Source organism: Rhodanobacter sp. UC4451_H18 (assembly GCF_052978225.1).
This window is the reverse complement of the sequence record NZ_CM129663.1, coordinates 256,080-280,256: the sequence shown is the minus strand read 5'-3', so window position 1 is coordinate 280,256 and position 24,177 is coordinate 256,080. Positions and strand designations below refer to the sequence as shown.

Below are 24,177 nucleotides of genomic sequence, written 5' to 3'. Positions count from 1 at the left end.
CTCAGTTCACCAGGGCCGCTTCAACCAATCGCTGCATCGGCCGGTAGTCGTTCGCCATGCCGGCTCGAATGGCGCCGAAATACGCTGCCTTGTCTGCCTCCCACGCGCTGTAGTCGAGTGGCCCGCGCCCCGCCTGTACCACCATGACGTCGGCCGTTAGGCGCGACAGCCGCCCATTCCCCTCGCGAAATGGGTGAATCAGGATGAGTTCTACGTGGGTCATGGCGATCGCTTCGATCAAAGAAGCATCATCAATGTCATGGCAAGGCGTGAAACGTGCAAGACAACCGTGTTCAAACACCGTCAACAGACGGGGAACCTGCGTTGCCGCGGCAAAATGGAAATCGCCCTTGCCCATGTTGACCGAGCGCTCCATGCCGGCCCAGTCATATACATTGCCGAGCCACCGACGATGCCAGGTTTTCAAGTCCGCCACGTACAGGCGTCGATCAGGCAATACCTCCAACAGCACCGCCCGGTAGATCTGCCCCAATAACTGCAGTTCGACTTCGTCCATCTCGTCTGGATCGGTCACGCCCAGCTTGTTCCGCAAGACCCGGTCGTCCGAGCCAGGCTCGTAGCTGCCTTGGGCCTCACCGGCTTCGTAACGGTTACTCATGCAGACGCGTCCCCTGCCGCGACCCAGGCCGTCACCTCAATGTCTCGAAGCCCCGACGAACAATATCGGCCATCAGCTTGCGCCGCTCCACCAGAAAATCAGCATAATTCATCTGCGGCCAATCAATCGGCAAGGCATGTAGCTCATGCATCCGCTGCCATTCCTCCCCGCTGAAACGTGCCTTGATCTGTGGCACGTAATCGGTCGGCGGACTGTCACTGATATCAATGTTGTCCGGCCATTCCAGAAGTGCGTAGTTCGCCATCTGATTGATGACCTTGCGGTCTTCCTCGCCCTGATTTTGCAACCAGGCGACAGGAAATAGATGATGCCGCTCAAGGGACTTCTTTTTTGTCTTCAGCGCCGGGTCGAGCAGATCGCTAACCTTTTTGTGCGAAAACAGTACCGGCGCGTTCAAACGATTCTGCGCAGCCACGTAGGCGAACAGCTCCGGATTGCGTGCCGACGAGCTGTTCAACGCAGCGGGCAAAGTGATCGCCCAGAAGTCGCCTGTAAGCTGACTGGTCATCAGATCGTCGAGAATCGCAATGAATCGCTCAGCCTCACTCACGCCACGCAAGCGGTTGAGGTCGCTGTCCATGATTGTTTCGGGCGAATTGCTGTAACGGCCAGTCAAACTGGCGAAATAAAACCAACGCCCGATCACCTTCTGCAACTGGTGCTCGGGAACTTTGCACTGGGTACGGCCGATCAGATAGAACGCATAGGCATACACCAATGCCATCTGCGATGAGATCATCTCGCGGCTGCGGAATCCTGCGCCAATCAATGCGCTCAGGAACTGATGCCAACAAGTCAGATCCAGCACCTTGGCCTGTGCTTGCTGCAGAATCTGAAACTGCGCATCCCGACGAGTGGCGGAAAACTGTCCTGTCTCCAAATCCTTGCCACGCAGCACCTGATATACGCTTTTCAGGCGGCCACGCGAAAAGCCAAGCGCTACCGACACACGCAGTAACTGGTCGGGATCAGGCTCAATGAAGTGATTGAATGGCGAAGCCGCACTGCCTGCCGCCGGTGGCTGACGCGAAGCACGGCAAAAATGCTCCAATGCCGCCCTGCCCGAATCCCAAAACACCGACAGCAGAGTCAGCAGGAAGTCTGCCTGGTTGAGCTTCACGCCCTCGCTATTGATACGAACAAAAATGTCGGCGACCTGCTCCTCGTCCACTGTCGAGGCGATCTCCAACGCAGTGAACGGGTACTTCTGCAGATCGAACAAGCGGTCGAGATTGTGGCTGATCTGCTCTTCTTCCTCATCGCTCAGTTCCGTTTTGGCACTCAAACCGTTGAGGAAATCCTTCACCATCCTGAAGCTGGAGTTGCCCGAGGCCCAAAGCTCGGAAATATTGGCAATCCATTCCGGGTCACGCTTGATCGCCGCATCCGCCACGTCAAAGCGACCGTCGCGCGGACGGAAGGCAATCTCGATCCGGCGCTCGCGATAGTCGTCGTCAAGTACGTGTTTGCCGCGAAACACCGCATATAACGAAGTCAGCCGCTGCTGCCCATCGACGATCAGCCGCGAAGGCGCCGTATGCACCTTGTCACCCACACCGATTTGCTTGGCGCCGTTGGCCTGTCCGTTCTCCCAGAACAGGAAATAGCCCACCGGGAAACCGCGATACATCGAATCGAACAGGTCGCGCACCTTGGCGTTGGACCATACGAACGGCCGTTGGATGTCCGGAAGACCAATATCGCCGATATCCAGATAATGCAACAAGTTGGACAGGTCATAGTCCACCCGTTTGAAGCAGGTTTTCATATCACTCATATGGTCCGTTCCTTGACACTGAGTTCAACGTTGTGAAAGTGGATATCTCCTGTCCTCACATCTCCACACAATCAAACCGCCGATCCGCCTCCACCTCGGCGTCGTAGTCCACGTCGTCGCGGTCGAAGCCGAACAGCTGCAGGAACTCGTGCTTGTAGCCGGCGTAGTCGGTGATCTGCTTGAGGTTCTCGGTGGTGACGGTGGGCCAGATCGTCTTGCAGGGTTCCTGCACGTCGTCGCGCAGTTCCCAGTCATCCAGGCGCAACCGGCCTTCATCGTCGGTAGGCGCGGCCGCACCATCAGCACGGTAGAGACGATCACGGAACAACCGGTTGGCCTGCTCGATCGGGTTTTCGTGGATGCCCTTCTCCTTCATGATCTTGAAGGCGATGGAGACGTACAGCGGGATCACCGGGATGGCGGCGCTGGCCTGGGTGACGACGGACTTCATCACGCCGACGTAGGCGTCGAGGCCGGGGTGGCGGTTGCGCAGTTGCTTCGCGGTGTTGTCCAGGTGCTGCTTGGCCTGGCCCAGGGTGCCGTGCCAGTACATCGGCCAGGTGATCTCGGTGCCGATGTAGCTGTAGGCCACCGTCTTGGCCTGCTCGGCGAGCACGCCGGCCTTGCTCAGCGCGTCGATCCACAGCGCCCAGTCCTCGCCGCCCATCACGGTGACGGTGTCCTTGATCTCCTGTTCGGTGGCCGGCTCGACAGTGGCCTCGATCACGGTGTCCTTGTTGGTGTCGACCGAGGTGTTGTGGAACGGCTCGCCGATGGTCTTGAGCGCCGAGCGCACGACTTCGCCGGTGTCGGGCATCTTGCGCACGGGCGAGGCCAGCGAGTAGACCACCAGGTCGATCGGGCCGCCCATCTCGTTCTTGATGATCTCGATGGCCTTGGCGCGGGTTTCGTTGGCGAAGGCGTCACCGTTGATCGACTTCGCATAGAGACCGGCGGCCTTGGCCGCCTTGTCGAACGCGGCGGCGTTGTACCAGCCGGCGGTGCCGGTCTTGTCCGGGCTGCTGGGCTTCTCGAAGAACACGCCGAGCGTGGCCGCGCCGTAGCCGAACGCGGCGGTGATGCGCGAGGCCAGACCGTAGCCGGTGGAGGCGCCGATCACCAGCACGCGCTTGGGGCCTTTGCTCTTGTCGTGGCCGGCGGCCTGGGTGATCGCGATCTGGTCGAGCACGTTGCGCTCGCAGCCGACCGGGTGGGCGGTGACGCAGATGAAACCGCGGACTTTGGGCTTGATGATCACGAGGAGCTCCTGGGGTGTTCGGCAATTCCCCATATTAACCAAGCGACGCGGCCATGCGCTGCCGTAGGGGTCTCGACTCGTGGAGTGGCCCTTCGACTTCGCCGCTGCGCGGCTACGCTCAGGGTGAACGGATGGGGCTTCCGGTTGGAGGCTCGCGCAAAAAAGGAAACCCCGCAGCGAGTGCGGGGTTTCCTTTGCATCATGCGACGCGGGGTCGGCCGATCAGGCGGCTTCGACCGCCGAGGCCTGGGCGCCCTTGGGACCTTGGGTGACTTCGAACTTCACCCGCTGACCTTCCTGCAGGCTGCGAAAGCCCTTGCTGGCGATCGCCGAAAAATGGACGAACACGTCCGCTCCCCCGTCCTCAGGTGCGATGAAACCGAAACCCTTGGCGTCGTTGAACCATTTGACCGTACCGAAAGTCATTGCGTGAACCTCTGGATCCATGGAATGGTGCGCCAGAACTGGTGCGGCTGTTCCCCCCGGCTCGCCGCGCTGGCCGGGGAAAAGTAGCAAGAGGTGAAGCCGCATTGCAATACGAAGAAGTCCGGTCCGTGCACAAATTCACCGGATGCCCTCAGACCCGCAGCAACTCGGCCAGGATGCGCGGCACGTCGGCGGTGGCGGCGGCGAGGTGGGCGAAGATCTCCTCGATGCTGATTTCCGCCTCGTCGCCGCAGCCGGCGGCAAAGTTCGCCACCAGTGCCAGGCAGGCATAGTCCAGCTCCAGTTCGCGCGCCAGCACGGCCTCGGGCATGCCGGTCATGCCGACCAGGTCGCAACCGTCGCGCTTCATGCGGGCGATCTCGGCACGGGTTTCCAGCCGCGGTCCCTGGGTGGCCCCGTAACAGCCGCCGTCGATGGCCGCCACGCCGGCCGCACGCGCCGCATCAAGCAATTGCCGTCGCAACGATCCGGCATACGGCTCGCTGAAGTCGATGTGTTTCACCTCGGCGCCTTCGACATCGCAGTAACTGGTCAGGCGGCCATGGGTGTAGTCGATCAGCTGGTCGGGCACCACGATCACGCGCGGGCCCATGTCACTGCGGATGCCGCCGACTGCATTGACGCCGACCACCCGCCGCGCGCCCAGGCTGTGCAACGCCCACACGTTGGCGCGGTAGTTGACGCGGTGCGGCGGCAGCGTGTGGCTCTCGCCGTGGCGGGCGAGGAAGGCGATGCGCTTGCCGGCGAAGTCGCCGACCACGATGTCGCCGGAGGCCGGGCCGTAGGGCGTGTCCACCGTGTGCCGCTCCGCATTTTCCAGGCCCGGGAAGTTGTACAGGCCGCTGCCGCCGATGACGGCGAGGTCGAGGGGGGTAGCTTCGTGATGGGGCATCGTAATGATCCGTTTTCAGGTTGCAGCCAGAAATTCACCACCGTTCACCTTGAGCGCAGCGAAGTCGAAGGGTGATCGGATGGGGTAGCGCAAGCGCAAATTCGGAGCGCCACACTTGTGCGCCCTGGTCCCGAATCCCTATTCCCCATTCCTGGCCTTCAACGCGTAGATGCCCGGCAGGTTGCGCCCCTGCTCGTAGTAATCCATGCCGTAGCCGAACACGAAGCGATCGGGCAGTTCCACGCCGTTGAAATCCGAGGCGATGCCTTCGACCAGGCGGTCGTGGCGCTTGGTGCACAGGCTGGCGATCAGCACTTTTTTCGCACCGCGCTTGTAGCAGTCTTCGCGCACTTCCTTCAGCGTGTGGCCTTCGTCGAGGATGTCGTCGACCAGCAGCACCACGCGACCGGCCAACGACACGGCGGGTGCACGCAGCCAGTGCAGCGTGCTGCCGGTGGTTTCGCCGCGGTAGCGGGTGGCGTGCACGTAGTCGAACTCCAGGTCGGTGCGGATCGCCAGGGCCAGCTGGCCGGCGAAGATCAACGCGCCGTTCATCACGGTGAGGAACACCGCGCGCTCGCCGCCGAGCACGGCATCGATGCGTGCGCCCATGTCGGCGATCACCGGCTCCAGCGCCTCGCGGGCATACAGCAGGTCGGCCTGCGCCAGGGCATCGGCCAGGGAGGGATGTGCAGTGTTCATGCGTTTCCTTCGGCGTGCAACGCCGTGATGCGGGCGACGAAACGGTCGCGCTGTGGATTGTCCGCGAGGCCGGCCCAGGTGGCGCCAATGGCGCCGCGCAGCGTGGCGAGCGACGCGGGCATGGCGCCGGTATCGGCGGGCAGCGCGGCCAGTGCCTCCTCGACCACCTCGGGGAAGCAGGCAAGCACCAGGTCGCAGCCGGCGTCGAGGTGCGCCCTCACTCGCCCGCCCACGCTGCCGGCCGCGCCGGCGGCGGCCATGCTGATGTCGTCGCTGATCACCGCGCCGGTGAAGCCCAGTTCGCCGCGCAGGACCTGCTCGATCCAGACTTTCGAATAGCCGGCTGGACGGCTGTCCACGGCCGGGTAAATGACGTGCGCCATCATCACCGCTTCGACGCGTGCCTCGATGCATTCGGCGAACGGGCGCAGATCGTCGCGGCGGATCTCGTCCAGGCCGCGCGGGTCGATCGCCGCCACCTTGTGGGTGTCGCCGGTGACCGAGCCATGCCCCGGGAAGTGCTTGAGCACTGCGGCCATGCCGCCCAGGTGCATGCCGCGCACGTAGGCCTGGCCCAGTTCGCCGGCCACCGCGGGATCGGCGTGGAAAGCACGCAGGCCGATAGCCGCGTTGCCACGGGCGAGATCGACCACCGGTGCGAAACTGAAATCGACGCCGCTGGCGCGCAGTTCGCTGGCCATCACCCAGGCGTGCTCCTCGGCCAGGCGGATCGCCTCGTCGGGGTCGCGGTCGTAAACGGCACCGATCGTCGCCAGCGGCGGCAGCCGGGTGAAGCCGTCGCGGAAGCGTTGCACCGGGCCGCCTTCCTGATCGACCGCGATCAGCAGGTGCTCGCCGCCGGCATCGCGGATCGCCTCGCACAAGGCCATCAACTGCTCGCGCGAACGGTAGTTGCGCGCAAACAGCAGCACGCCGGCGACGTCGGGCGCGCGCAGCCAGCGTTTCTCGGATTCGGCCAGTTCCGGCGCGGCCACGCCGATCATCAGCATGCGGCATCCTCGGCGGCGCGCTCGGCCGGCGACCATTGCCGGTACGGGTGCGCGATCAGGTTGACGTTGTAGTAGCGCGTCAGCGCGCTCACCTCGCGGCCCAGCCACGCCGGCCGCGGAAATGAGGCATCGACTGCAGGCAATTCGACCTCGGCGACGACCAGGCCGGCGTTGTCGCCGCCGAATTCGTCGACCTCGAACAGTACGCCGTCGACGCGGACATGATGGCGGACCTTCTCCAGCACGCCGTCGCAGAGGCTGGCCAGCATGACGCGCGCATCGGCCAGCGGTATCGGGTAATCGAATTCGGCCCGCGCGATGCCGGAAGTGGCGGCCTTGATGTTGAGCCACGCCTGCTCACCGGCCAGCCGCGCGCGCACCGAGGCGCGCGCGTGGCCCTCGCGCAAGGCCTGCGCACCGACCAGGTAGCCCTGCGCGATCGGCTCGCTGCGCTCGATCGCGGCGCGCCACTCGTCGGTGGCCAACAGGAATTTGCGTTCGATCTCGATGGGCATAAAAGTCAGGAGTGAACGGAGAGAAGTGAGAAGTGAGAGAGAGCAAGAACAAGAGCGTCAAGCATGCACTGGATTTCTCTCACTTCTCACTCCTCTTCATTCACTCCTCGCTCCTCAGCGCTCGAACAGCGCAATCGATTCGACATGGGAGGTATGCGGGAACATGTCCATCACGCCGGCCGAGGCCAGCCTGAAGCCGTGCCGGTTGACCAGGATGCCGGCGTCGCGCGCCAGCGAGGCGGGATGGCAGGAGACGTAGACGATGCGTCGGGTCGCCTTGTGCGGCAGGTAGTCGAGCACCTTGTCGGCGCCCGCACGCGGCGGATCGAGCAGCAGCTTGTCCCACGGCTGGCGCGCCCACTCGGTGGCGCGCTGGTCCTCGAACAGGTTGGCGACGTGGAAGCGCGCGTTGGCGATGCCGTTGCGCGCGGCATTCTGCGCGGCGCGCTCGACCAGGCCGTGCTCGCCTTCCACGCCGACGACCTCGGCCACCCGCCGCGCGATCGGCAGGGTGAAGTTGCCGAGGCCGCAGAACAGGTCGAGCACGCGATCGGCCGGCTGCGGGTCGAGCAGCTCCATCGCGCGCGCCATCATCAACTGATTCATGCCGGCGTTGACCTGCACGAAATCGAGCGGCTGGAACTCCAGCTCGACGTCGGCGAAGCGCGCGTCCCCACTGGCGATCGTGAAGGCCAGCCGCGGATTTTCCGGCCACAACGGATGCACGCTGCTGATGCCGCCCGGCTGCAGGTAGATCGCGAAACCGTGCTGCCGGCCGAACGCGACCAGCGCGGCCTGGTCGTGTTCGCTGAGCGGCTGCATGTGGCGGAACACCAGCGCCATCAGCTCGTCGCCGGCGGCGAATTCGATCTGCGGGATGTCCTCGGCCGCATCCATGGTGCCCAGCAGCTCGGCCAGCAAACCGACCTTGGGGCCGAGCGCCGGATGCATCACTTCGCATTGCCGGATCTCGGTGACGAAGCGCGGGTTCTGCTCCTCGCGGAAGCCGACCAGCACGCGGCCCTTCTTCGCCACATTGCGTACCGACAGCCGACCCTTGCGCCGATAGCCCCATGGTTCGGCGGTGAGCGGCGGCAACCAGGCTTGTGGCGTGACCTTGCCGATGCGGTCGAAGTTTTCGGCCAGCACGCGTTGCTTGGCGGCGATCTGCGAGGGCGCATCGAGATGCTGCAGCGAGCAGCCGCTGCACTGCGCGAAATGGCGGCATTTCGGTTCGACCCGATGCGGCGAGGCGGTGATCACCTCGACCGTTTCCGCCTCGTCGAAATGCCGGTGCCGCTTGCGCAGCTTCGCCATCACCCGCTCGCCGAGCAAGGCGCCGCTGACGAACACCGTCTTGCCGTCGATCCGCGCCACGCCGCGGCCATCGTGGCCGAGGTCGGTGATGTGTGCTTCAAAGGGTGTGGGCGAGACCGAGTTGGAACGTGACATGGGGCGCAGACAGAAGGGCTGGCCGCCAATTATCACAGATCGGGCCGGACCGCGCCCCCGTAGGGCGGGCACTGCCCGCCGCTCCAGCTTCCGGAGAGCCGGCGGGCAGTGCCCGCCCTACGCGGTAGGGATCACTTTGCGGCGGAAGCTATTTCTTCTGCCAGACGCCGGCGGCGTTCTGGTAGTACCAGCCGGCGTGCGCCTTCTCGATCCATGTCTTGGCGAAGGCGGTGCGGATCTGCGCCTCCCATTCCGGATGGTTGTTGGCGACGGCGATCTCGCGGTACAGCGCGGCGCGGTCGCGGTTCTCCTCGGCCACGGCGGCATTGGCCTGGGCGCGCTGGCTCAGCGGCACCTTCGCCGCGTCGCGCATGGCCACCATGCCGTCGTGGGTGAAGCCGACCGCGCCGCTGTCCAGCAGCTGGCCGAGGATGCCGCCGATGCGCTGGTTCATGCGCGCATGAATGGCGTCGGTGGCGCTGGTGTGGACGCGGAAGTCCGGCGTCTCGGCCGCCTGCGCGGCGGGGATCAGCAGGTCGAGCAGCATGGCCGAGGGGTGCCCGGCGTCGCTCTTCGGCGCCGGCGGCGGCTCCTTCGCGGCCGGCTTGCCGGCGGCGTCGGCCTTGTCCAGCACGCTGCCGATGAACTGGTCGGCGGCCTTCTGCGCCGCGGCTTCGGGGAAGTACACGTTGATCGTGACACAGCCGACCAGCGCCACGGCCATGGTGGTCAGGATGACGTAGACGAGCTTGCGCATGACGTGACTCCGGTGCTGAAAAGTAAGTATGTGCAGAAAACCCGTTCTCGTGACTTTCGATCGCCAGTCCGGGCTTGGAGGTCGAATCGGCAACCGCTCAGTGAATCTCGGGCCCGCTGCCGCTGATGGCGTCCTGCAGCCGCTTGACCAGGGTGGGCCAGTCGACCTCGGTCTGGTGGCCGATCACCTGCAGGCGCGGCAGGCCGCTGCCTTCGACGATAGTGTAGCCACCGTCGGTCGGCTCCAGACCGCTCATCTTGCACACGGTGCCCTGCAAGGTGCAATTGAGGCCGATGCGCTGGTAGCCGAACGTCTTGAACAGTTTCAGCATCGCGCCCTGCAGGCCGGCAGCCACGCCGCCGCCACCGACCGAGGTGAGGTTGTTCACCGCGCGCTGGCTGATCCGTCCGCCGTCGCCGGCGAGCAGGCTGGCCTTGAACGCCACCGGGCTCCAGTCGACCAGGCGCAGGCCCTGGATGCTCCCGTCCAGCCGCCCCGTGATGCTGCCGAAGTCGAACACGCTGGTGATCGCACCGAGATCGAGCTGCTTCAGGTCGATATCCGCGCTGAGCACCGGACTGGTCCCGAACGGTTGCTGCAGGGACAGCCGGGTGATGTCGACGAAGCCGTCGAACACGTGCGCGCTGAGCCCGCCGCCGAGTTCCAGCCGGTCGTCGACCCAGCGCAGCGAAGGCACCGCGCCGGCCAGCGTGCCGGGGAACGCGGGCCAGCCCATCGCCTGGCTGAACGCCTTCATGTCCACGCCGGTCAGCACCAGCGAGGTCGCCAGCCGCTGGCCGGCAGCTGCGGCGGGGGACCAGTCGAACTGGCCGATCTGCAGCTGGCCACCCAGCACCGGCATCGTCAGCGGCTGCTGCAGGCTCAGCATGCCGTCATGGCTGCGCCAGGTCGATTGGGCCGCGCCGTTCTCGATCCGGTAGAAACCCAGCCCGCGCCAGCCCAGCGTGGTGACGGGCCGGTCGCCCTTGGCCGACCAGTCCAGCGCGCCGTGCAGGCCGTCGATCGCCAGGCGCCCGGCAGCGTCGGTCAGGTCGAACCCATCGGTCTTGAACGCGAAGCTGCGCAGGGAATCCTCACGCCAGTCGACACTGGCGTCGATGTCGCCGGCCACCGTGAGGTCCTGCAGGCCCATCGTGTCGAGCCAGGAGCGCCCGTAACGTTCGTACGCCGCCGGGAAGCTGGCGTGCAGGCGGTCCAGCCGCAGGGCGCTCGGCGCGCCTTTGGCATCGAACGCCAGCGCGCCGGAGAGCTGCAGCGCATCGGCATCGGTGAAACGCAGGCGGCTCAGCTCCACCGCGCCGTCCGCAGCGTTGGCATGCAGATTCAACTGCACGGGATGATCGGGCAGCTTGGCGTAGAGCGGACCCAGCAGCAGCTCGCCGCCGCGCAGGCCTGCATCGAGGTCGATCTGTGCCGGGCCATCGCCGTAGTCGAGGTTGAAGCGGCCATTGCCGCTGACGCCCCGCCCGGCAAGCGTGCCGCTGGGCGTGTCGAAACCCACCTCGTGCAGACTGAACTGGCCGGAGGAACGCAGGCCCGGGTCACGCAGGTCCAGTGCCAGCTCGGCATCCACCCGGCCGGCGGTGGTGCGGCCGGACCAGACGGTGCCGAGCAGGCCTTGCAGCCAGCCTGCCGGCAGGTTTGTCACACGGATCTGCGCATGCGTGGGCTGATCCAGCGGCAAGGCGCCGCTGAGCGTGGCCTGGCCTTGCAACACGTCGATCTGCAAGGTGTTGGTCGCCGGGCTCACCTGCACCTGCACCTGCGCATCGGCGAGCGCGCCGCCGGGCGCGCGGGCCAGCTTGAGGTTGCCGTCCAGCACCCAGCCCATGTGCTCGTTGCGGCGCAGGCTGCCGGCAAGATCCAGCGGCAGGCGGCGCCAGCCCATGGCCGGCAGGTCGGCCTTGTCCGCATGCAGCGACACGGTGAGCGCGCCGGCGCCGTCCTCGCCCAGGCGCAGCGTCACCGCCTGCAGTTGAAGTCCCGGCATGCTGATCGACCTGGCCGACAGCAGCACGTCGGCCCGCGCCGGCGCGAACCAGAGCAGACCCAGCAGGAGGCCGCAACACAGCGCGAAGCGGCTCGAAATGTGGCTTGAAGTCGGGCGCATCTCGGGCCATTCTGCCAAATCCAGATGAACGACAAGGATTTCGTCTTGAGCGAGCGCCCGGAATCTTGCAGTTCGTCCCTCCGCCAGGCACCCCGCCCCTACGTTCTGGTCGCCGATGACGACCCCGGCAGTTGCCGCTTCCTCGGCGACGGGCTGCGCTCGCTGGGCGCCACGGTGGAGACCGCCGGCAGCGGCCGGGAAGCGCTGGAGCGCGCCGGTGCGGGCAAGTTCGACCTGTTGCTGCTCGACTGCCGCATGCCCGGCGGCGGCGCCCTGCACGTGCTGGAGCAACTGCGCGCCGATGTCCGCTCCGCCTCCGTCGACAGCACCGCCGTGGCCACCAGCGCGGACATCGCGCCGGCCGACCGCGACGACCTGCTGGCGGCAGGCTTCAGCGACATCCTGCTCAAACCCTGCACCCTGACCGACCTGCGCCGCGTGCTGGCGCTGATCCAAGCCGAGTCGTCGTCCGTGCTGGACGATGGCGCGGCGCTCTGCAGCAGCGGCGACGCCACCACGATGCGTGCGTTGCGCCTGTTGCTGCGCGAGGAACTCGCGCTGCTGCAAGGCGAACTGGACCAGCTCAGCGCCGACCGCGTCGCATTCGCCGAACGGCTGCACCGGCTGCGTTCCTCATGCGGATTTTGCGGTGCCACGGCGCTGGCCGAACAGGCGGTGCGACTGCAGCGGCAACTCCTGCCCGACGGCTCCGCGCCCGCCGCCTTGGCCAGCTTCCGCCGCGTGCTGGCCGCGACGCTGCAGGCGCTGGACAGCTAGGAGCGTGGGCGGTAGAAACTTTCGAGGCGAAAAAGTGGCTGCGTGAGGACAGATTTTCGACGATTCGCCGGCCCATAGTGGTCCTACGGGCAGGAAGCGGCGGAAATATGGACCACGCAGACGCTTTTGCAGCCCGGGAGATTTCTACCGCCCACGCTCCTGGCGCGGACTCACGCCGGCGGCTTGGCGCGGTCGCTGCCCGCGGCGGGAGCGCGGCGCGAGACCGCCATCGACAGCACCCGCCACGCGCGCAACTCGCCACCGCCGAGGTGGAAGCGGATGATTTCGCGCATCAGGTCGCGCAATGCTTTCAGGCCGTGCGGGTCGGGCATGCGGTCGCGCGCCAGTGCCAGCAGGTCGGCGCCGCGCATCGCGCGGGGCGCGTCGGCGGCGCAACGCCGCGCGCCTTCCTCGACCTGGTAGCGATACCACGCGTCCGGCTCGATCACCTCGCCGGTGTCTGCCTCGTGCAGCAACGGCAGGCCGTAACCGGTGGCCTGCAGCAGGTCGCGTTCGAAGCGGCGCAGGCTCCAGCTGATCGATTCGCCCGTGGCCAGCCGCGCCAGCGCTGCGGCATAGGCATCGAACAGCGGCCCCAGCGGGTCCTGCCGCCCGGTCAGGCGCACCACCAACTCGTTGAGATACAGCCCGGCCAGCGCCGCGTCGCCTTCCAGCCGCTGCGGCGTGCCGACCGCCTCGACGGCGGTGAGCGTGGCCATCTCGCCGCGCAGCAGCAGACCCAGCGCCAGCGGCTGGAACGGTTCGAGCTGCGCACGCCGCAACCGTGCACGCTCACCGCGCACGCCCCGCGCCACCACACCCAACCGCCCATGCTCGCGGGTCAGGCACTCCAGCAACAGCGACGTCTCGCGATACGGCCGCGCGTGCAGGACATAGGCGGGTTGCTGGTCGATGCGCATGGGGAAAATCAGGAGTGAGAAACGAGAAGTGAGAGAGGTAGCAGCTGCCGCTCGCTTTCCGCCTTCTCTCACTTCTCTCCTCTCACTCCTCGCTCTAGTCGGTATACCCGAATTTCTTCAGCATGTTTTCGTCGTCGGCCCAGCCTTCGCGGACCTTGACCCACAGGCGCAGGAACACCTTGCGCTCGAACATGCGCTCCATGTGGCGGCGGGCGCCGGAGCCGATCGCCTTGAGCTGGGCGCCGCCCTGGCCGATCACGATGGCTTTCTGGCCGGCGCGCTCGACCCAGATCACGGCGTGGATTTCGGCGACGCCGTCCGGCCGATCCTCGAACTGCTCGATCTCCACCGTGGTGGCGTACGGCAGCTCCTGGTCCAGCCGCAGCATCAACTGTTCGCGCACCATCTCGGCGGCGAGGAAACGTTCGCTGCGGTCGGTGACCTCGTCGACGCCGTAGATCGGCGCGCGTACCGGCAGGCGCTTGATGATGGCCTGCTCCAGCGCCTGCAGGCCCTGTTCCTTCAACGCGCTGACGTAATGGATCTCGTCGTACTGATGGTGCTGCGCCAGTTCGGCCACGAACGGCAGCATCACGGTCTTGTCCTTGTTCAGATCGACCTTGTTGATCACCAGCAGGCGCGGCGCGGACTGCTCGACCAGGGCGGTGTACAGCGCCTCGTCCTCGTCGGTGAAGCGACCGGCCTCGATCACCTGCACCACCAGGTCCACGTCGCCGATCGCCGAGCGGGCGGCGCGGTTGAGACTGCGGTTCATCGCCCGCTTGGCGCCCCGGTGCAGCCCCGGGGTGTCCACGTAGAGGATCTGCCCGGCCTCGTTGGTGTGGATGCCGAGAATGCGATGGCGCGTGGTCTGCGGTCGCGGGCTGATGATGGACAGGCGAAAGCCGATCAGCGCGTTGAGCAGGGTCGACTTGCCCACGTTCGGGCGTCCGGCCAGGGCCACGGTGCCGCAGCGGAAATCCTCATGCGGCAGGCTGCCGTCGGCGATGTCGAGGGGGTCGTTCATGGTGGCAGGCTCGGCGAGTCGGTGGGCAAGTGTAGTGCGTGGAAGGCGCGCGCACGGTGAACCCGCGGCGCCGGCGGCTCAGGATTCGCGCGCCAGTTCCAGCAACTGGCCGAGCACGCTCTCGGCGGCATCCTGTTCGGCGGCGCGGCGGCTGCCGGCCGTGGCAGCGGCGACGATCTGCAGCGGTTCGCTGATGCGGCAGGTCACGTCGAAGGTCTTGGCGTGGTCCTCGCCGTGGCTGTCGACCAGCTCGTACTGCGGCAGCGGCCAGCCCCCGGATTGCAGGTGTTCCTGCAGCCGGGTCTTGGCGTCCTTGGACGAGCGTCGCAGCGCGGCGACGCGCTCGCCGAACAGGTCGCGCACCAGGCTGCGGCAGGTGTCGAAACCGGCATCCTCGTACACCGCCGCCACCAGCGCCTCGAACGCATCGGCAAGGATCGAGTCGCGACGGAAGCCGCCGCTCTTGAGCTCGCCGGGGCCGAGCTTCAGCTCGTCGCCCAACTCCAGCTCGCGCGCCACCACGGCCAGCGCGTTGCCGTTGACCAGTTGCGCACGCAGCCGCGACAGCTCGCCTTCGCTGGCCTTGGGATGCACCTCGTAAAGCAGCTCGGCGATGATCGCGCCCAGCAGCGCATCGCCGAGGAACTCCAGCCGTTCGTTGTTGGGCTTGCCGGCGCTGCGGTGGGTCAGCGCCAACTGCGCCCAGGCCGGATCACTGAATCGGTGACGGAGCTTCAACGTCTACTCGCCGACATTGCCCTGCAGCGGCACGCTCTTGTTGAAGTGCAGCAGGAAGTCGATGTTGTACATGAACGGGATCTGCTTGTCGTAGGCCACGGTCAGCACGCTGGTGCCGCCGGCGTCGCGCTTGATGGTGATGTTGGCCGGCTTGACGGTGGCATCGTCGACGTACTGGAAGCCGAGCTTGAACATCAAATCGCGGCGGATCGAGTCCAGCGACTTGCCATTGGTGCCTTCGGTGGCGATCTGGTTCATCGCCTTGGTCACGCCCATGTACTCGGAATACGACGGCGCCAGTTTCATCGCCATGTAGGCAAAGAAGCCCACTACCACGATGATGAGCAGGAAGCCGATCAGGGTGATGCCCGACTGTTTCGATTTCATAGTCCCCTCGCTATGCCGCCTGGGCGGCCGTCCGATCTGTGGATGTCCCGGTGTCGCCCGCACCCGCCGCACCGGCCCGGCCGGGGCCGATGGCGCCTGCGGATTCTCGCACTTGTTGGCCGCAGGCGGGGAGCGGGCGGCACGATCGCATCACGTTTTCGCGGTCGCGCGCCTGGCCGGAGGATGCGTCAGTGGATGACCGTGCCGATGCGCGAGAAATCCACGCCGCCGGTGCCCCAGCCCTTCCAGCTCATCCAGATCAGGAATGCCTTGCCGGCCAGGTTCTGCTCCGGCATGCAGCCCCACCAGCGGCTGTCTTCACTGTTTTCGCGGTCGTCGCCCATCACCAGATAGCAGTTGTCGGGCACCACCGCAGGCATGTTCGCGTTGGGCACCGGCGGCGTGGGCATGCGGTCGGGCATGCGCGCGATCAGGTGGGTCACCTTGCCCAGGTGCTCTTTCCAGATGGTGGCGCCGTAGGCGAGCAGTTCCTCGTCCGCCGGGCGCGCGTGGTTGCCCTTGAACGGGCCGATCTTCTCGGCCGGCACCGGCTTGCCGTTGATCACGATCTCGCTGTCGCGGATCTGGATGGTGTCGCCGGGCAGGCCGATCACGCGCTTGATCCAGTTCTGGTTCGGCACCGGAACGCTGCAGTCCGCATTGCCGCCGTGCACTACCGTGCCGTCGTCGCGATGGCAGGTGAAGCCGGGCCAGCGGAACACCACCACGTCGCCGCGCTCGGGTTCGCCCAGGTCGAGGATCTTGTTGTTGAACGCCGGCAGGCGCAGGCCATAGGCGAACTTGTTGACCAAGATGAAATCGCCCACGTCCAGCGTCGGCATCATCGAGCCGGACGGGATGCGGAACGGCTCGGCCACGAACGACCGCAGCAGCAGCACCACCAGCACCACCGGGAACAGCGAGCGCGCCCAGTCCACCGGCATCGGGTCGCGATACTCCTCGCCCGCCGCGTCCAGCCGCGCCTTGCGCTTCTTGTACAGGAACAGCCGATCCAGCCCCCACACCACGCCGAACAGCACGGTGAGGCCAAGCAGAATCGCCGCAAAATCAAATTCCATGAGGGGCTCCTTCGGAGCCGGGAACGGGGAGTAGAGGATAGCGAACCGGAAAGCCGCAACGCGCTGCTCTTCCGACTCCCTGTTTCCCATGCTCCATTCCCGGCTATTTATCCACTTTCAACACGGCGAGGAAGGCTTCCTGGGGGATCTCGACCCGCCCGACCTGTTTCATCCGTTTTTTGCCTTCCTTCTGTTTCTCCAGCAGCTTCTTCTTGCGGCTGACGTCGCCGCCGTAGCACTTGGCCAGCACGTTCTTGCGCAATGCCTTCACCGTCGAGCGGGCGATGATCTGCGCGCCGATCGCGGCCTGGATCGCCACGTCGAATTGCTGGCGCGGAATCAGCTCCTTCATGCGCTCGACCAGTTCGCGGCCGCGGCGGTCGGCGTGGCTGCGGTGCACGATCAGGCTCAGCGCGTCGACGCGCTCGCCGTTGATCAACACGTCGGTGCGCACGAACGGGCCGGCCTCGAAGCGGTCGAAGTGGTAATCCATCGAGGCGTAGCCGCGCGAAACGGACTTCAGCCGGTCGAAGAAATCCATCACCACCTCGGCCAGCGGCATCTCGTAGCTGATCTGCACCTGGGTGGCCAGGTACTGGATCGAACGCTGCACGCCGCGCTTTTCCTCGCACAGCTTGATCACGCTGCCGATGTAGTCCGGCGGGGTGAGGATGTTGGCCACGATGATCGGCTCGCGGATTTCCTGGATCAGGCTGGAGTTGGTCGGCAGCTTGGCCGGGTTGTCCAGTTGCAGGATCGAGCCGTCGCTGAGCAGCACCTCGTAAACCACCGTGGGTGCGGTGGTGATCAGGTTGAGGTCGTACTCGCGCTCCAGCCGCTCCTGCACGATTTCCATGTGCAGCATGCCGAGGAAGCCGCAGCGGAAGCCGAAGCCCATCGCCTCGGAGGACTCCGGCTCGAAGAACAGCGCGGCGTCGTTCAAGCGCAGCTTGTCCAGCGCCTCGCGCATCGCCGGGAAGTCGTCCGACGACACCGGGAACAGGCCGGCGAACACGCGCGGCTGCATGGTCTGGAAGCCCGGCAGCGGCGCCGCGGCCGGCTTGCCGGCGTGGGTCAGCGTGTCGCCCACCGGCGCGCCGTGCACGTCCTTGATCGAGGCGTTGATCCAGCCCACTTCGCCCGCCGACAGCTTGTCCAGCTTCTTGCGCTTGGGCGTGAACACGCCGACGTCGTCGACCTCGTGGCTGCGCCCGGTGGACATCACCAGCAACTTGTCGCCGGGCTTGATCTCGCCCTGCATGACGCGCACCAGCGAGATCACGCCGAGGTAGTTGTCGAACCACGAGTCGATGATCAGCGCCTGCAGGCGATCGGTGTCGCGCGGCTTGGGCGGCGGGATGCGCGCCACGATTGCCTCCAGCACCTCGACCACGTTGAGCCCGGTCTTGGCGCTGATCGCCACCGCGTCGGTGGCGTCGATGCCGATCACCGCCTCGATCTCGCCCTTGACCTTCTCGACGTCGGCGGTGGGCAGGTCGATCTTGTTGAGCACCGGCACCACTTCCAGGCCCATCTCCACCGCGGTGTAGCAGTTGGCCACGGATTGGGCCTCGACGCCCTGTGCCGCGTCGACCACCAGCAGCGCACCCTCGCACGCGGCCAGCGAACGGCTCACCTCGTAGGAGAAATCCACGTGGCCGGGGGTGTCGATGAAGTTGAGCTGGTAGGTCTTGCCGTCGCGCGCGGTGTAGGGCAGCGACACCGACTGTGCCTTGATGGTGATGCCGCGCTCGCGCTCGATCGGATTGTTGTCCAGCACCTGTGCTTCCATCTCGCGGTCAGCCAGACCGCCGCAGATCTGGATGATGCGGTCGGCCAGCGTGGACTTGCCGTGATCGATGTGGGCAATGATGGAGAAGTTGCGGATCAATTCCATGGAGCGCGAGCGGCCTTTCGGTCGTGGGGTCCGCCGCCACGCACCATGCATGACGACGCGCCGCCCCGAGGCGACGCCAACCCCGCATTATCGCATGGAACACCCGTCCGGCAGGCATCCGCGAGGGGATCGGTGCCGCCCCGCGACGGGCGGCACCCTTGCCGGGCGAGGTCCGGCTACTTCCCGTCCGGCACGGTCAGGCCGATGAACTGGCTCTGGTCGCCGCGGCGCACCAGCAACAGGACCGTGCTGCCCGCCTTGACGTCCTTCGTGGCCGCCTCGAACTCCGCCACGCTGCCGATCTTGCGCTGGTTGACCATCAGGATCACGTCGCCGGCGCGCAGCCCCGACTGCGCCGCCACCGGACCGGTGATGGCGTCGATCACCACGCCCTGCCCGTCCTTCAGCCCGAGCTGCTTGCGGGTATCGTTGTCGAGCGACTGCACGCTCAACCCCAGCGCGGCCGAACCGCTGCGCGCAGTGGGCGAGCCGGCGCTGCGGTTGTCCACGGCATTGCCGTCGCGCTTGGCCTCGCCGATGGTCACCTGCACGGTCTGCTTCTTGCCGTTGCGCAGGATCTCTACCGGCACCTTGCTGCCCGGCTTGGTCATGCCCACCAGCGGCGGCAGGTCGGCGGCCTGCTGCAGGTCGTGGTTGTCGTAGGCCAGGATGATGTCGCCGGCCTGGAGGCCGGCCTTGCCGGCACCGCTGTCCGGGTCCACGTCGACCACGGCCGCGCCGACGCCGTTGTCGAGCTTGAACGCCTTGACGATGTCGTCGCTGACCGGCTGCACAGTCACGCCGAGCAGGCCGCGCGAGACGTAGCCCTTGGTCTTGAGCTGCTGCACCGCGTTCATTGCCACGTCGATCGGGATCGAGAACGACACGCCGAGATAGTCGCCGGTGTTGGAATAGATCTGCGAATTGATGCCGACCACCTGGCCCTGCAGGTTGAACAGCGGGCCGCCGGAGTTGCCGCGGTTGATCGGCACGTCGGTCTGGATGAAGGAGGTATATGGCTGGTCGCGCTGGCCCAGGTTGCGGCCCACCGCGCTGACGATGCCCTGGGTCACGGTGTAGTCGAAGCCGAACGGCGAGCCGATCGCGAGCACCCACTGGCCCGGTTTCAGGCTGCGCGAATTGCCGATGGTCACCGTCGGCAGCGCACCGCCGGCATCGACCTTGAGCAGGGCGATGTCATAGGTCGGGTCGGTGCCGACCACCTTGGCGGTCAGCGTGCGGCGATCCTGCAGGCGCACGGTGACTTTGTCCGCATGGTCGACCACGTGGTTGTTGGTGAGGATGTAACCGTCGCTGGAGATGATGAAACCCGAACCCAGCGAGGTATGCCGCTGCTCCTCGGGCGAGGGCATCATCGGCATGCCGAAGAAGCGCCGCAGGATCTCGGCGCCCGGGTCGTTGGGCATGCCCTGCCCCGGTCCCATCTGGCCCTGCACGCGCATCGAGCGATTCGGTTCGCCGGTGTACCGGGCCTCCACGTGCACTACCGCGGGGGCGTTCTGCTGCACGATGCCGGTGAAATCCGGCAGCGCCGCGGCAGCCGCCGGCTGGGCCTGCACGCCGCCGACCCCGGCCAGGCCCAGCAGGGCGCAACAGGCCAGCGTACGCAAGATGGAATGACTCATGACTCCTCCTTGGGTTTGAACTGCAGCCGGCGCGAACCGGCGATCAATGACGACACGGCAAGCGGGCCGCGGCACAGTCGAGCGGCCGCACAACACCTTCGGCACAGGCGCCGAGGGGACATCCGCATCAACAGGATTTGCCGCGAACCATCACTCGCCCGACAATCTCAGCGCCGGCCGGCAGCGGCCTGGTGCGAGGCATCCGGTGCCGGGTCGAGCAGCAGCAGATAGCTGCCGTCGTTGTTGTCCAGGGTGCGATAACGATGCATCGCCGGGTAGGTCGACATCCGCCGCGCATCACGCGACTGGCCGTCGTCCAGCGGCGCGCCCAGGGTAGCCGAAGCCTGCTGGCTGAGCAGGCCGGCGGCGTTGCCGCTGAGCCATGGCGGCACCGAAGGCGGTGCTGCCGGCGTGCTCGCCGGCGTCGACAAGGTCACCTGGCTGGTCCCCGCCACCACGGCGGAGTCCACGCGGCCGGCATTGCCCGCCGGCTGGCTGATCATCAACGCCGCGGCGGCCACGCTGGCGGCGATCACGCCACCGCCGGACCAGCGCAACCAGGCGTGCCGTCGCGACGGCGCCGCGGCGGCCACCGTCTCCTGCTCGATCGCCAGCATCACCCGCGCGGCGAAGCCGCCGGAGGCGCGCAGGGTGATCTCGCGGCGCAGGCCGTCGCGGGCAAAGTGGTAGCCCGACCATGCCTGGCGCAAGGCTTCATCGTGATCGAGTCGGCGCAACAGGAAACGCAACTGCTCGACAGGCAATTCGCCGTCCATGCTGGCCGAGAGATTCTCGAGGGCGTCCTGGTGGGTCTGTGCCTGGTTCATGTCGGATCCTCGCGGCCAGACAGCAGCGGCCGCAGCTTTTCGTCGATCGCCTCACGCGCCCGGAAGATGCGCGAACGCACCGTACCGATCGGACAGCCCATCGCTTCGGCGATTTCATCGTAACTGAGGCCATCCACTTCACGCAGGGTGATGGCGGTCCGCAGTTCCTCGGGCAGGGCTTGGACAGTGGAAAACACCGATTGTTCAATTTCCTGGCGCATCAATTCGTGCTCGGGGGTGGCGCTGTCGTGCATGCGCTCGGCCCCGGCCATGAACTCGGCTTCGTCCGCGTCGACGTCGCCGGAGGGCGGCCGTCGCCCCATCGCCACCAGGTGGTTCTTGGCGGTGTTGACCGCGATCTTGTACAGCCAGGTGTAGAACGCGCTGTCGCCACGGAACGATCCGATCGCGCGCCAGGCGCGGATGAAGGACTCCTGCGCGATGTCCTCGCACTCGGCATGGCTGCGCACGTAACGCGAAATCAGCCCGATCAGCTTGTGCTGGTACTTGCGCACCAGCAGGTCGAAGGCGCGCTTGTCCCCCTGCTGGACCCGCTCGACCAGCGCGCGGTCCAGTTCGTTTTCGCCCATGCGGGCCGTGTCCATCGTCAATGCCGTCATCCGCTGAGGGTGCCTGGGGTGAGCTGAACCCGGCGCTCAGACCACGAGCGGCCCACCGAGTTCAGTTTAGCCAATCGTCGCGCCAGCTCCCGTTATGGGGCCGCCTGCGGACCGCTCAAGCCGGTTCGGCCTGCCGCACGCCCAGCAGGCGCTGGCGCTCGGCCAGCATCTTCTCGAAGCTGATCGGCTGCAACGGCCGGCAGAACAGGTAGCCCTGCAGCTCGTCGCAATGGTGGTCGCGCAGGAATTGCAGGTGCTGCTCGGTCTCCACGCCCTCGGCCACCACCGCACGGTTCAGCCGGTGGGCCATCTCGATGGTGGCCCGCACGATCGCCTCGTCGTCCGGGTCCACGCCGATATTGCGCACGAAGCTCTGGTCCACCTTGATGCGGTCGGCGGGCAGCCGGCGCAGGTAGTCCAGCGAGGCGGCGCCGGTGCCGAAATCGTCGATCGCGATGTGACAGCCGAGCCGGTGCAGCGCATTGAGGTTCTCCACCAGGTTCGGCGCCGCCTTGATGCTGATGCTCTCGGTGATCTCCATTTCCAGCAGGGTGGGATCGAGCCCGGTCTCGCGCAGCGCGCGCGCCACCATCTCCAGCAACTGCGGCTCCATCAACTGCACGGCCGACAGGTTGACGCCCAGGCGCAGGCGCAAGCCGTAGCGCTGCTCCCACTCGCGCGCCTGGCGGCAAGCGGTGTGCATCACCCATTCGCCGATCGACACGATCAGCCCGGTCTCCTCGGCCAGCGGAATGAACACGGCGGGGCTGATCATGCCCAGCTCGGGGTGCTCCCAGCGCACCAGCGCCTCCATGCCCACGATGTCCTCGGTCTCGGCATTGACCTGGGGCTGATAGACCACGCGCAACTCGCCGTTGCCTTCGGCGTGGCGCAGGCGCGTCTTCAGCGCCATGCCGTGCTGGCGCGCGTACTCCGGACTGACCTCGTAGATCTGGAAGTTGTTGCGGCCCTTGTGCTTGGCCGAATACATCGCCTCGTCCGCATGCTTGAGCAGGGTATCGGCGTCGTTGGCGTCGTCGGGGAAAAAGCTCACGCCCATCGACACGGTGACCTGCAGCTCCACGCCGTCTTCCAGGAAGATCGGCGACTCCATCATCTGCACGATCTTCTCGGCCACGCGCAGCACGTCGTCGTTCTTGACGATGTGGCGCAGCACGATGGTGAACTCGTCGCCGGCATAACGCGCCACGGTGTCGGAGGCGCGGATGCTGCCGCGCAACCGCTGGGTGACAGTGCGCAACACCCGGTCGCCGGTGGCGTGGCCGTAGGTATCGTTGATGGCCTTGAACCGGTCCAGGTCGACGAACAGCAGGGCAAAGCACTCGCCGTTGCGGATCGCCTCGCGCAGGATCGCCTCCAGCCGGTCGTTGAACAGCAACCGGTTGGGCAACCCGGTCAAGGCATCGACCAGGCCCTCGGCGCGACCCTGTTCGCGGGTGCGCTGCAGCTCCAGCGTGCGGGCGAAACGCGCCGCCGCGCAACGCAGCACCGGCTCGACCACCGCCATCTCGGCGAAACCGCGGCGGCTGCCGGCGAGCACGGCGCCGAGCACGCTGTGCCGCTCGTCGTACATCGGCAAGCCGACGAAGCCGGCCAGATCCAGCTGCTGCAGCAGCGGGTCGACCGCCGCCAGCTTGCCGGCGTCGCTCTGGTACCGCATCGCCTGCCCGCCCAGCACCAGTTGCAGCGAACTCTGCAGGTAGCCCGGCGGCCACTGCGCGTGTTCCTCGCGGCTCAGTTGCAGGACCTGGGCGGGGGCGTCGGCCGTTTCCGGACGGACCGACCACACGGCCAGATAGTCCAGCGCCAGCTCGTCGAACAGCAGTTGCGCGCAGGCGGACTGCGCGTCGACGCCGCTGCTTGAGGCGAACAGGCGCGACAACAGCGACAACGCCGCCTCCGGCCGCAGGTCGGCGCGATCGCTGCGAAACTGCAGCGCCAGAGCCGCGCTGCCGCCCTGCTCGACCCGCCGCACGTTCACCTGACCGGTGTCGTAACCCAGCGACGACTTGCGCCGGGCCGGATGCCAGCGGCGATCCGCGTCGTTGAAAATGGTGGCCGACGTGTCGCCCTCGAGCTGTACCGCCTCGGCCAGCGCCAGCCCGGCCCACTCGCTGGCAGGCAGGCGACTGTGCCGGATCACGCCGGGACTGACTTCGAGCAGGCACTGGCTCTGCAGGTCGACCATCAACCATTCGCTGCCGCTTTCCTCGAAGGCCCATCGCCAATCGCCGGCCGCACCCCAAACCGTCGGGACCGGGCCACCGGCTGCGGTGACCGGCAGGCGCTGCCAGCGCGCGACCAGTTCGGTGGCAATCTGTCCGGCGCAAAGCCAGTCGGCGATCCCCGGCGGCAGGTCGGCCGGGCTGCACGGCGCGCCATCGGCCAGCACCACGATCAGCGGCGCATCGGCGGCGCCCGGCAGCCGGCGCAATTGCTCGCAAGCGGCGCAGGCCTGGGTTTCGTCGCCATCCAGCACCAGCACCATCAACTGCAGCGGTTCCTGCGCGGCATTGCCCTCCAGCAGGATCGCCGCGTGGGAAATGTCGCGCGCCGAATGCAGCCGCGCGTAGCCGGCACGATCGAGCGCGTCGAACAGCGCCCGGCGCAGGTCGCGCTGGGCAGCTACCAGCAGAATGCCGGCATTCATGTGCGCG

Annotated in this window: 22 protein-coding genes; 1 reads left to right on the top strand and 21 read right to left on the bottom strand. The window is 66.6% G+C overall.

Annotated features, from left to right (window positions below):
• Position 1 precedes the first annotated feature (1 nt).
• From ACVCMG_RS01440 to ACVCMG_RS01390, 11 genes are all read right to left on the bottom strand, one after another.
• The gene (locus tag ACVCMG_RS01440; protein ID WP_447114713.1) at positions 2-619 is read right to left on the bottom strand and encodes a Fic/DOC family protein; all 618 of its coding nucleotides are present in this window, start codon (positions 617-619) and stop codon (positions 2-4) included.
• A 31-nt stretch (positions 620-650) separates the two neighbouring features.
• Positions 651-2,417 carry a GmrSD restriction endonuclease domain-containing protein gene (locus ACVCMG_RS01435; RefSeq protein ID WP_447114712.1) on the bottom strand — a complete coding sequence of 589 codons (1,767 nt, stop codon included), beginning with the start codon at positions 2,415-2,417 and terminating at the stop codon, positions 651-653.
• 55 nt (positions 2,418-2,472) lie between these two features.
• Positions 2,473-3,675 (bottom strand): enoyl-ACP reductase FabV, encoded by a 1,203-nt coding sequence (gene fabV / locus ACVCMG_RS01430; RefSeq protein WP_447114711.1) that lies wholly within the window; start codon positions 3,673-3,675, stop codon positions 2,473-2,475.
• A gap of 222 nt (positions 3,676-3,897) precedes the next feature.
• Complete coding sequence (locus ACVCMG_RS01425; RefSeq protein ID WP_136259031.1) at positions 3,898-4,101, bottom strand: cold-shock protein; 204 nt, start codon at positions 4,099-4,101, stop codon at positions 3,898-3,900.
• 151 nt (positions 4,102-4,252) lie between these two features.
• The gene (locus tag ACVCMG_RS01420) at positions 4,253-5,014 is read right to left on the bottom strand and encodes an S-methyl-5'-thioinosine phosphorylase (protein ID WP_447114710.1); all 762 of its coding nucleotides are present in this window, start codon (positions 5,012-5,014) and stop codon (positions 4,253-4,255) included.
• 138 nt (positions 5,015-5,152) lie between these two features.
• Positions 5,153-5,716, bottom strand: a complete 564-nt coding sequence (locus tag ACVCMG_RS01415) for a hypoxanthine-guanine phosphoribosyltransferase (RefSeq protein ID WP_447114709.1) — start codon at positions 5,714-5,716, stop codon at positions 5,153-5,155.
• On the bottom strand, positions 5,713-6,726 hold the full coding sequence (gene nagZ, locus ACVCMG_RS01410) for a beta-N-acetylhexosaminidase (RefSeq protein ID WP_447114708.1): 1,014 nt from the start codon (positions 6,724-6,726) through the stop codon (positions 5,713-5,715). The genes ACVCMG_RS01415 and nagZ overlap by 4 nt, the downstream gene beginning before the upstream one ends.
• Complete coding sequence (locus tag ACVCMG_RS01405; protein ID WP_447098759.1) at positions 6,720-7,241, bottom strand: CYTH domain-containing protein; 522 nt, start codon at positions 7,239-7,241, stop codon at positions 6,720-6,722. Before ACVCMG_RS01405 ends, nagZ begins: the two co-directional genes overlap by 7 nt.
• A gap of 114 nt (positions 7,242-7,355) precedes the next feature.
• Positions 7,356-8,693: a 23S rRNA (uracil(1939)-C(5))-methyltransferase RlmD gene (gene rlmD / locus ACVCMG_RS01400; protein ID WP_447114707.1), complete on the bottom strand. Its 1,338-nt coding sequence runs from the start codon at positions 8,691-8,693 to the stop codon at positions 7,356-7,358.
• A 148-nt stretch (positions 8,694-8,841) separates the two neighbouring features.
• Positions 8,842-9,450 (bottom strand): YdbL family protein, encoded by a 609-nt coding sequence (locus ACVCMG_RS01395; protein WP_447114706.1) that lies wholly within the window; start codon positions 9,448-9,450, stop codon positions 8,842-8,844.
• Between the two features lie 97 nt (positions 9,451-9,547).
• Positions 9,548-11,581 carry a hypothetical protein gene (locus ACVCMG_RS01390; protein WP_447114705.1) on the bottom strand — a complete coding sequence of 678 codons (2,034 nt, stop codon included), beginning with the start codon at positions 11,579-11,581 and terminating at the stop codon, positions 9,548-9,550.
• 24 nt (positions 11,582-11,605) lie between these two features.
• Here ACVCMG_RS01390 and ACVCMG_RS01385 point away from each other — a divergent pair, with 24 nt between their 5' ends.
• Positions 11,606-12,358 carry a response regulator gene (locus ACVCMG_RS01385; RefSeq protein WP_447114704.1) on the top strand — a complete coding sequence of 251 codons (753 nt, stop codon included), beginning with the start codon at positions 11,606-11,608 and terminating at the stop codon, positions 12,356-12,358.
• Between the two features lie 170 nt (positions 12,359-12,528).
• On the opposite strand, the gene recO is transcribed toward ACVCMG_RS01385, so the two are convergent.
• From recO to ACVCMG_RS01335, 10 genes are all read right to left on the bottom strand, one after another.
• Positions 12,529-13,278 (bottom strand): DNA repair protein RecO, encoded by a 750-nt coding sequence (gene recO, locus ACVCMG_RS01380; RefSeq protein ID WP_447114703.1) that lies wholly within the window; start codon positions 13,276-13,278, stop codon positions 12,529-12,531.
• A 94-nt stretch (positions 13,279-13,372) separates the two neighbouring features.
• A complete protein-coding gene (gene era / locus ACVCMG_RS01375; RefSeq protein ID WP_395118821.1) occupies positions 13,373-14,305 on the bottom strand; it encodes a GTPase Era in 933 nt (310 codons plus the stop codon).
• A 78-nt stretch (positions 14,306-14,383) separates the two neighbouring features.
• A complete protein-coding gene (gene rnc / locus ACVCMG_RS01370; RefSeq protein ID WP_447114702.1) occupies positions 14,384-15,043 on the bottom strand; it encodes a ribonuclease III in 660 nt (219 codons plus the stop codon).
• 3 nt (positions 15,044-15,046) lie between these two features.
• Positions 15,047-15,430, bottom strand: a complete 384-nt coding sequence (locus ACVCMG_RS01365) for a DUF4845 domain-containing protein (RefSeq protein ID WP_395118825.1) — start codon at positions 15,428-15,430, stop codon at positions 15,047-15,049.
• Positions 15,431-15,618: 188 nt separating this feature from the next.
• Positions 15,619-16,509 (bottom strand): signal peptidase I, encoded by an 891-nt coding sequence (lepB, locus tag ACVCMG_RS01360; RefSeq protein ID WP_395118827.1) that lies wholly within the window; start codon positions 16,507-16,509, stop codon positions 15,619-15,621.
• Between the two features lie 103 nt (positions 16,510-16,612).
• Entirely contained in the window at positions 16,613-18,406 is a 1,794-nt protein-coding gene (gene lepA / locus ACVCMG_RS01355; protein WP_395118829.1) for a translation elongation factor 4, read from the bottom strand.
• Between the two features lie 176 nt (positions 18,407-18,582).
• Positions 18,583-20,052 carry a Do family serine endopeptidase gene (locus ACVCMG_RS01350; RefSeq protein ID WP_447114701.1) on the bottom strand — a complete coding sequence of 490 codons (1,470 nt, stop codon included), beginning with the start codon at positions 20,050-20,052 and terminating at the stop codon, positions 18,583-18,585.
• 167 nt (positions 20,053-20,219) lie between these two features.
• Positions 20,220-20,879, bottom strand: coding sequence for a sigma-E factor negative regulatory protein (locus ACVCMG_RS01345; protein ID WP_447114700.1), 660 nt, complete (start codon positions 20,877-20,879; stop codon positions 20,220-20,222).
• Complete coding sequence (gene rpoE / locus ACVCMG_RS01340) at positions 20,876-21,469, bottom strand: RNA polymerase sigma factor RpoE (protein WP_395121396.1); 594 nt, start codon at positions 21,467-21,469, stop codon at positions 20,876-20,878. Before rpoE ends, ACVCMG_RS01345 begins: the two co-directional genes overlap by 4 nt.
• Before the next feature lie 145 nt (positions 21,470-21,614).
• On the bottom strand, positions 21,615-24,170 hold the full coding sequence (locus ACVCMG_RS01335; protein WP_447114699.1) for a putative bifunctional diguanylate cyclase/phosphodiesterase: 2,556 nt from the start codon (positions 24,168-24,170) through the stop codon (positions 21,615-21,617).
• Positions 24,171-24,177: the final 7 nt, after the last annotated feature.

Coding starts and splice junctions, on each gene's coding strand:
- ACVCMG_RS01440 (WP_447114713.1), bottom strand. CDS start 619: ATGAGTAACCGTTACGAAGCCGGTGAGGCCCAAGGCAGCTACGAGCCT.
- ACVCMG_RS01435 (WP_447114712.1), bottom strand. CDS start 2,417: ATGAGTGATATGAAAACCTGCTTCAAACGGGTGGACTATGACCTGTCC.
- ACVCMG_RS01425 (WP_136259031.1), bottom strand. CDS start 4,101: ATGACTTTCGGTACGGTCAAATGGTTCAACGACGCCAAGGGTTTCGGT.
- ACVCMG_RS01420 (WP_447114710.1), bottom strand. CDS start 5,014: ATGCCCCATCACGAAGCTACCCCCCTCGACCTCGCCGTCATCGGCGGC.
- ACVCMG_RS01415 (WP_447114709.1), bottom strand. CDS start 5,716: ATGAACACTGCACATCCCTCCCTGGCCGATGCCCTGGCGCAGGCCGAC.
- nagZ (WP_447114708.1), bottom strand. CDS start 6,726: ATGCTGATGATCGGCGTGGCCGCGCCGGAACTGGCCGAATCCGAGAAA.
- ACVCMG_RS01405 (WP_447098759.1), bottom strand. CDS start 7,241: ATGCCCATCGAGATCGAACGCAAATTCCTGTTGGCCACCGACGAGTGG.
- rlmD (WP_447114707.1), bottom strand. CDS start 8,693: ATGTCACGTTCCAACTCGGTCTCGCCCACACCCTTTGAAGCACACATC.
- ACVCMG_RS01395 (WP_447114706.1), bottom strand. CDS start 9,450: ATGCGCAAGCTCGTCTACGTCATCCTGACCACCATGGCCGTGGCGCTG.
- ACVCMG_RS01390 (WP_447114705.1), bottom strand. CDS start 11,581: ATGCGCCCGACTTCAAGCCACATTTCGAGCCGCTTCGCGCTGTGTTGC.
- ACVCMG_RS01385 (WP_447114704.1), top strand. CDS start 11,606: ATGAACGACAAGGATTTCGTCTTGAGCGAGCGCCCGGAATCTTGCAGT.
- recO (WP_447114703.1), bottom strand. CDS start 13,278: ATGCGCATCGACCAGCAACCCGCCTATGTCCTGCACGCGCGGCCGTAT.
- era (WP_395118821.1), bottom strand. CDS start 14,305: ATGAACGACCCCCTCGACATCGCCGACGGCAGCCTGCCGCATGAGGAT.
- ACVCMG_RS01365 (WP_395118825.1), bottom strand. CDS start 15,430: ATGAAATCGAAACAGTCGGGCATCACCCTGATCGGCTTCCTGCTCATC.
- lepB (WP_395118827.1), bottom strand. CDS start 16,509: ATGGAATTTGATTTTGCGGCGATTCTGCTTGGCCTCACCGTGCTGTTC.
- lepA (WP_395118829.1), bottom strand. CDS start 18,406: ATGGAATTGATCCGCAACTTCTCCATCATTGCCCACATCGATCACGGC.
- ACVCMG_RS01350 (WP_447114701.1), bottom strand. CDS start 20,052: ATGAGTCATTCCATCTTGCGTACGCTGGCCTGTTGCGCCCTGCTGGGC.
- ACVCMG_RS01345 (WP_447114700.1), bottom strand. CDS start 20,879: ATGAACCAGGCACAGACCCACCAGGACGCCCTCGAGAATCTCTCGGCC.
- rpoE (WP_395121396.1), bottom strand. CDS start 21,469: ATGGGCGAAAACGAACTGGACCGCGCGCTGGTCGAGCGGGTCCAGCAG.
- ACVCMG_RS01335 (WP_447114699.1), bottom strand. CDS start 24,170: ATGAATGCCGGCATTCTGCTGGTAGCTGCCCAGCGCGACCTGCGCCGG.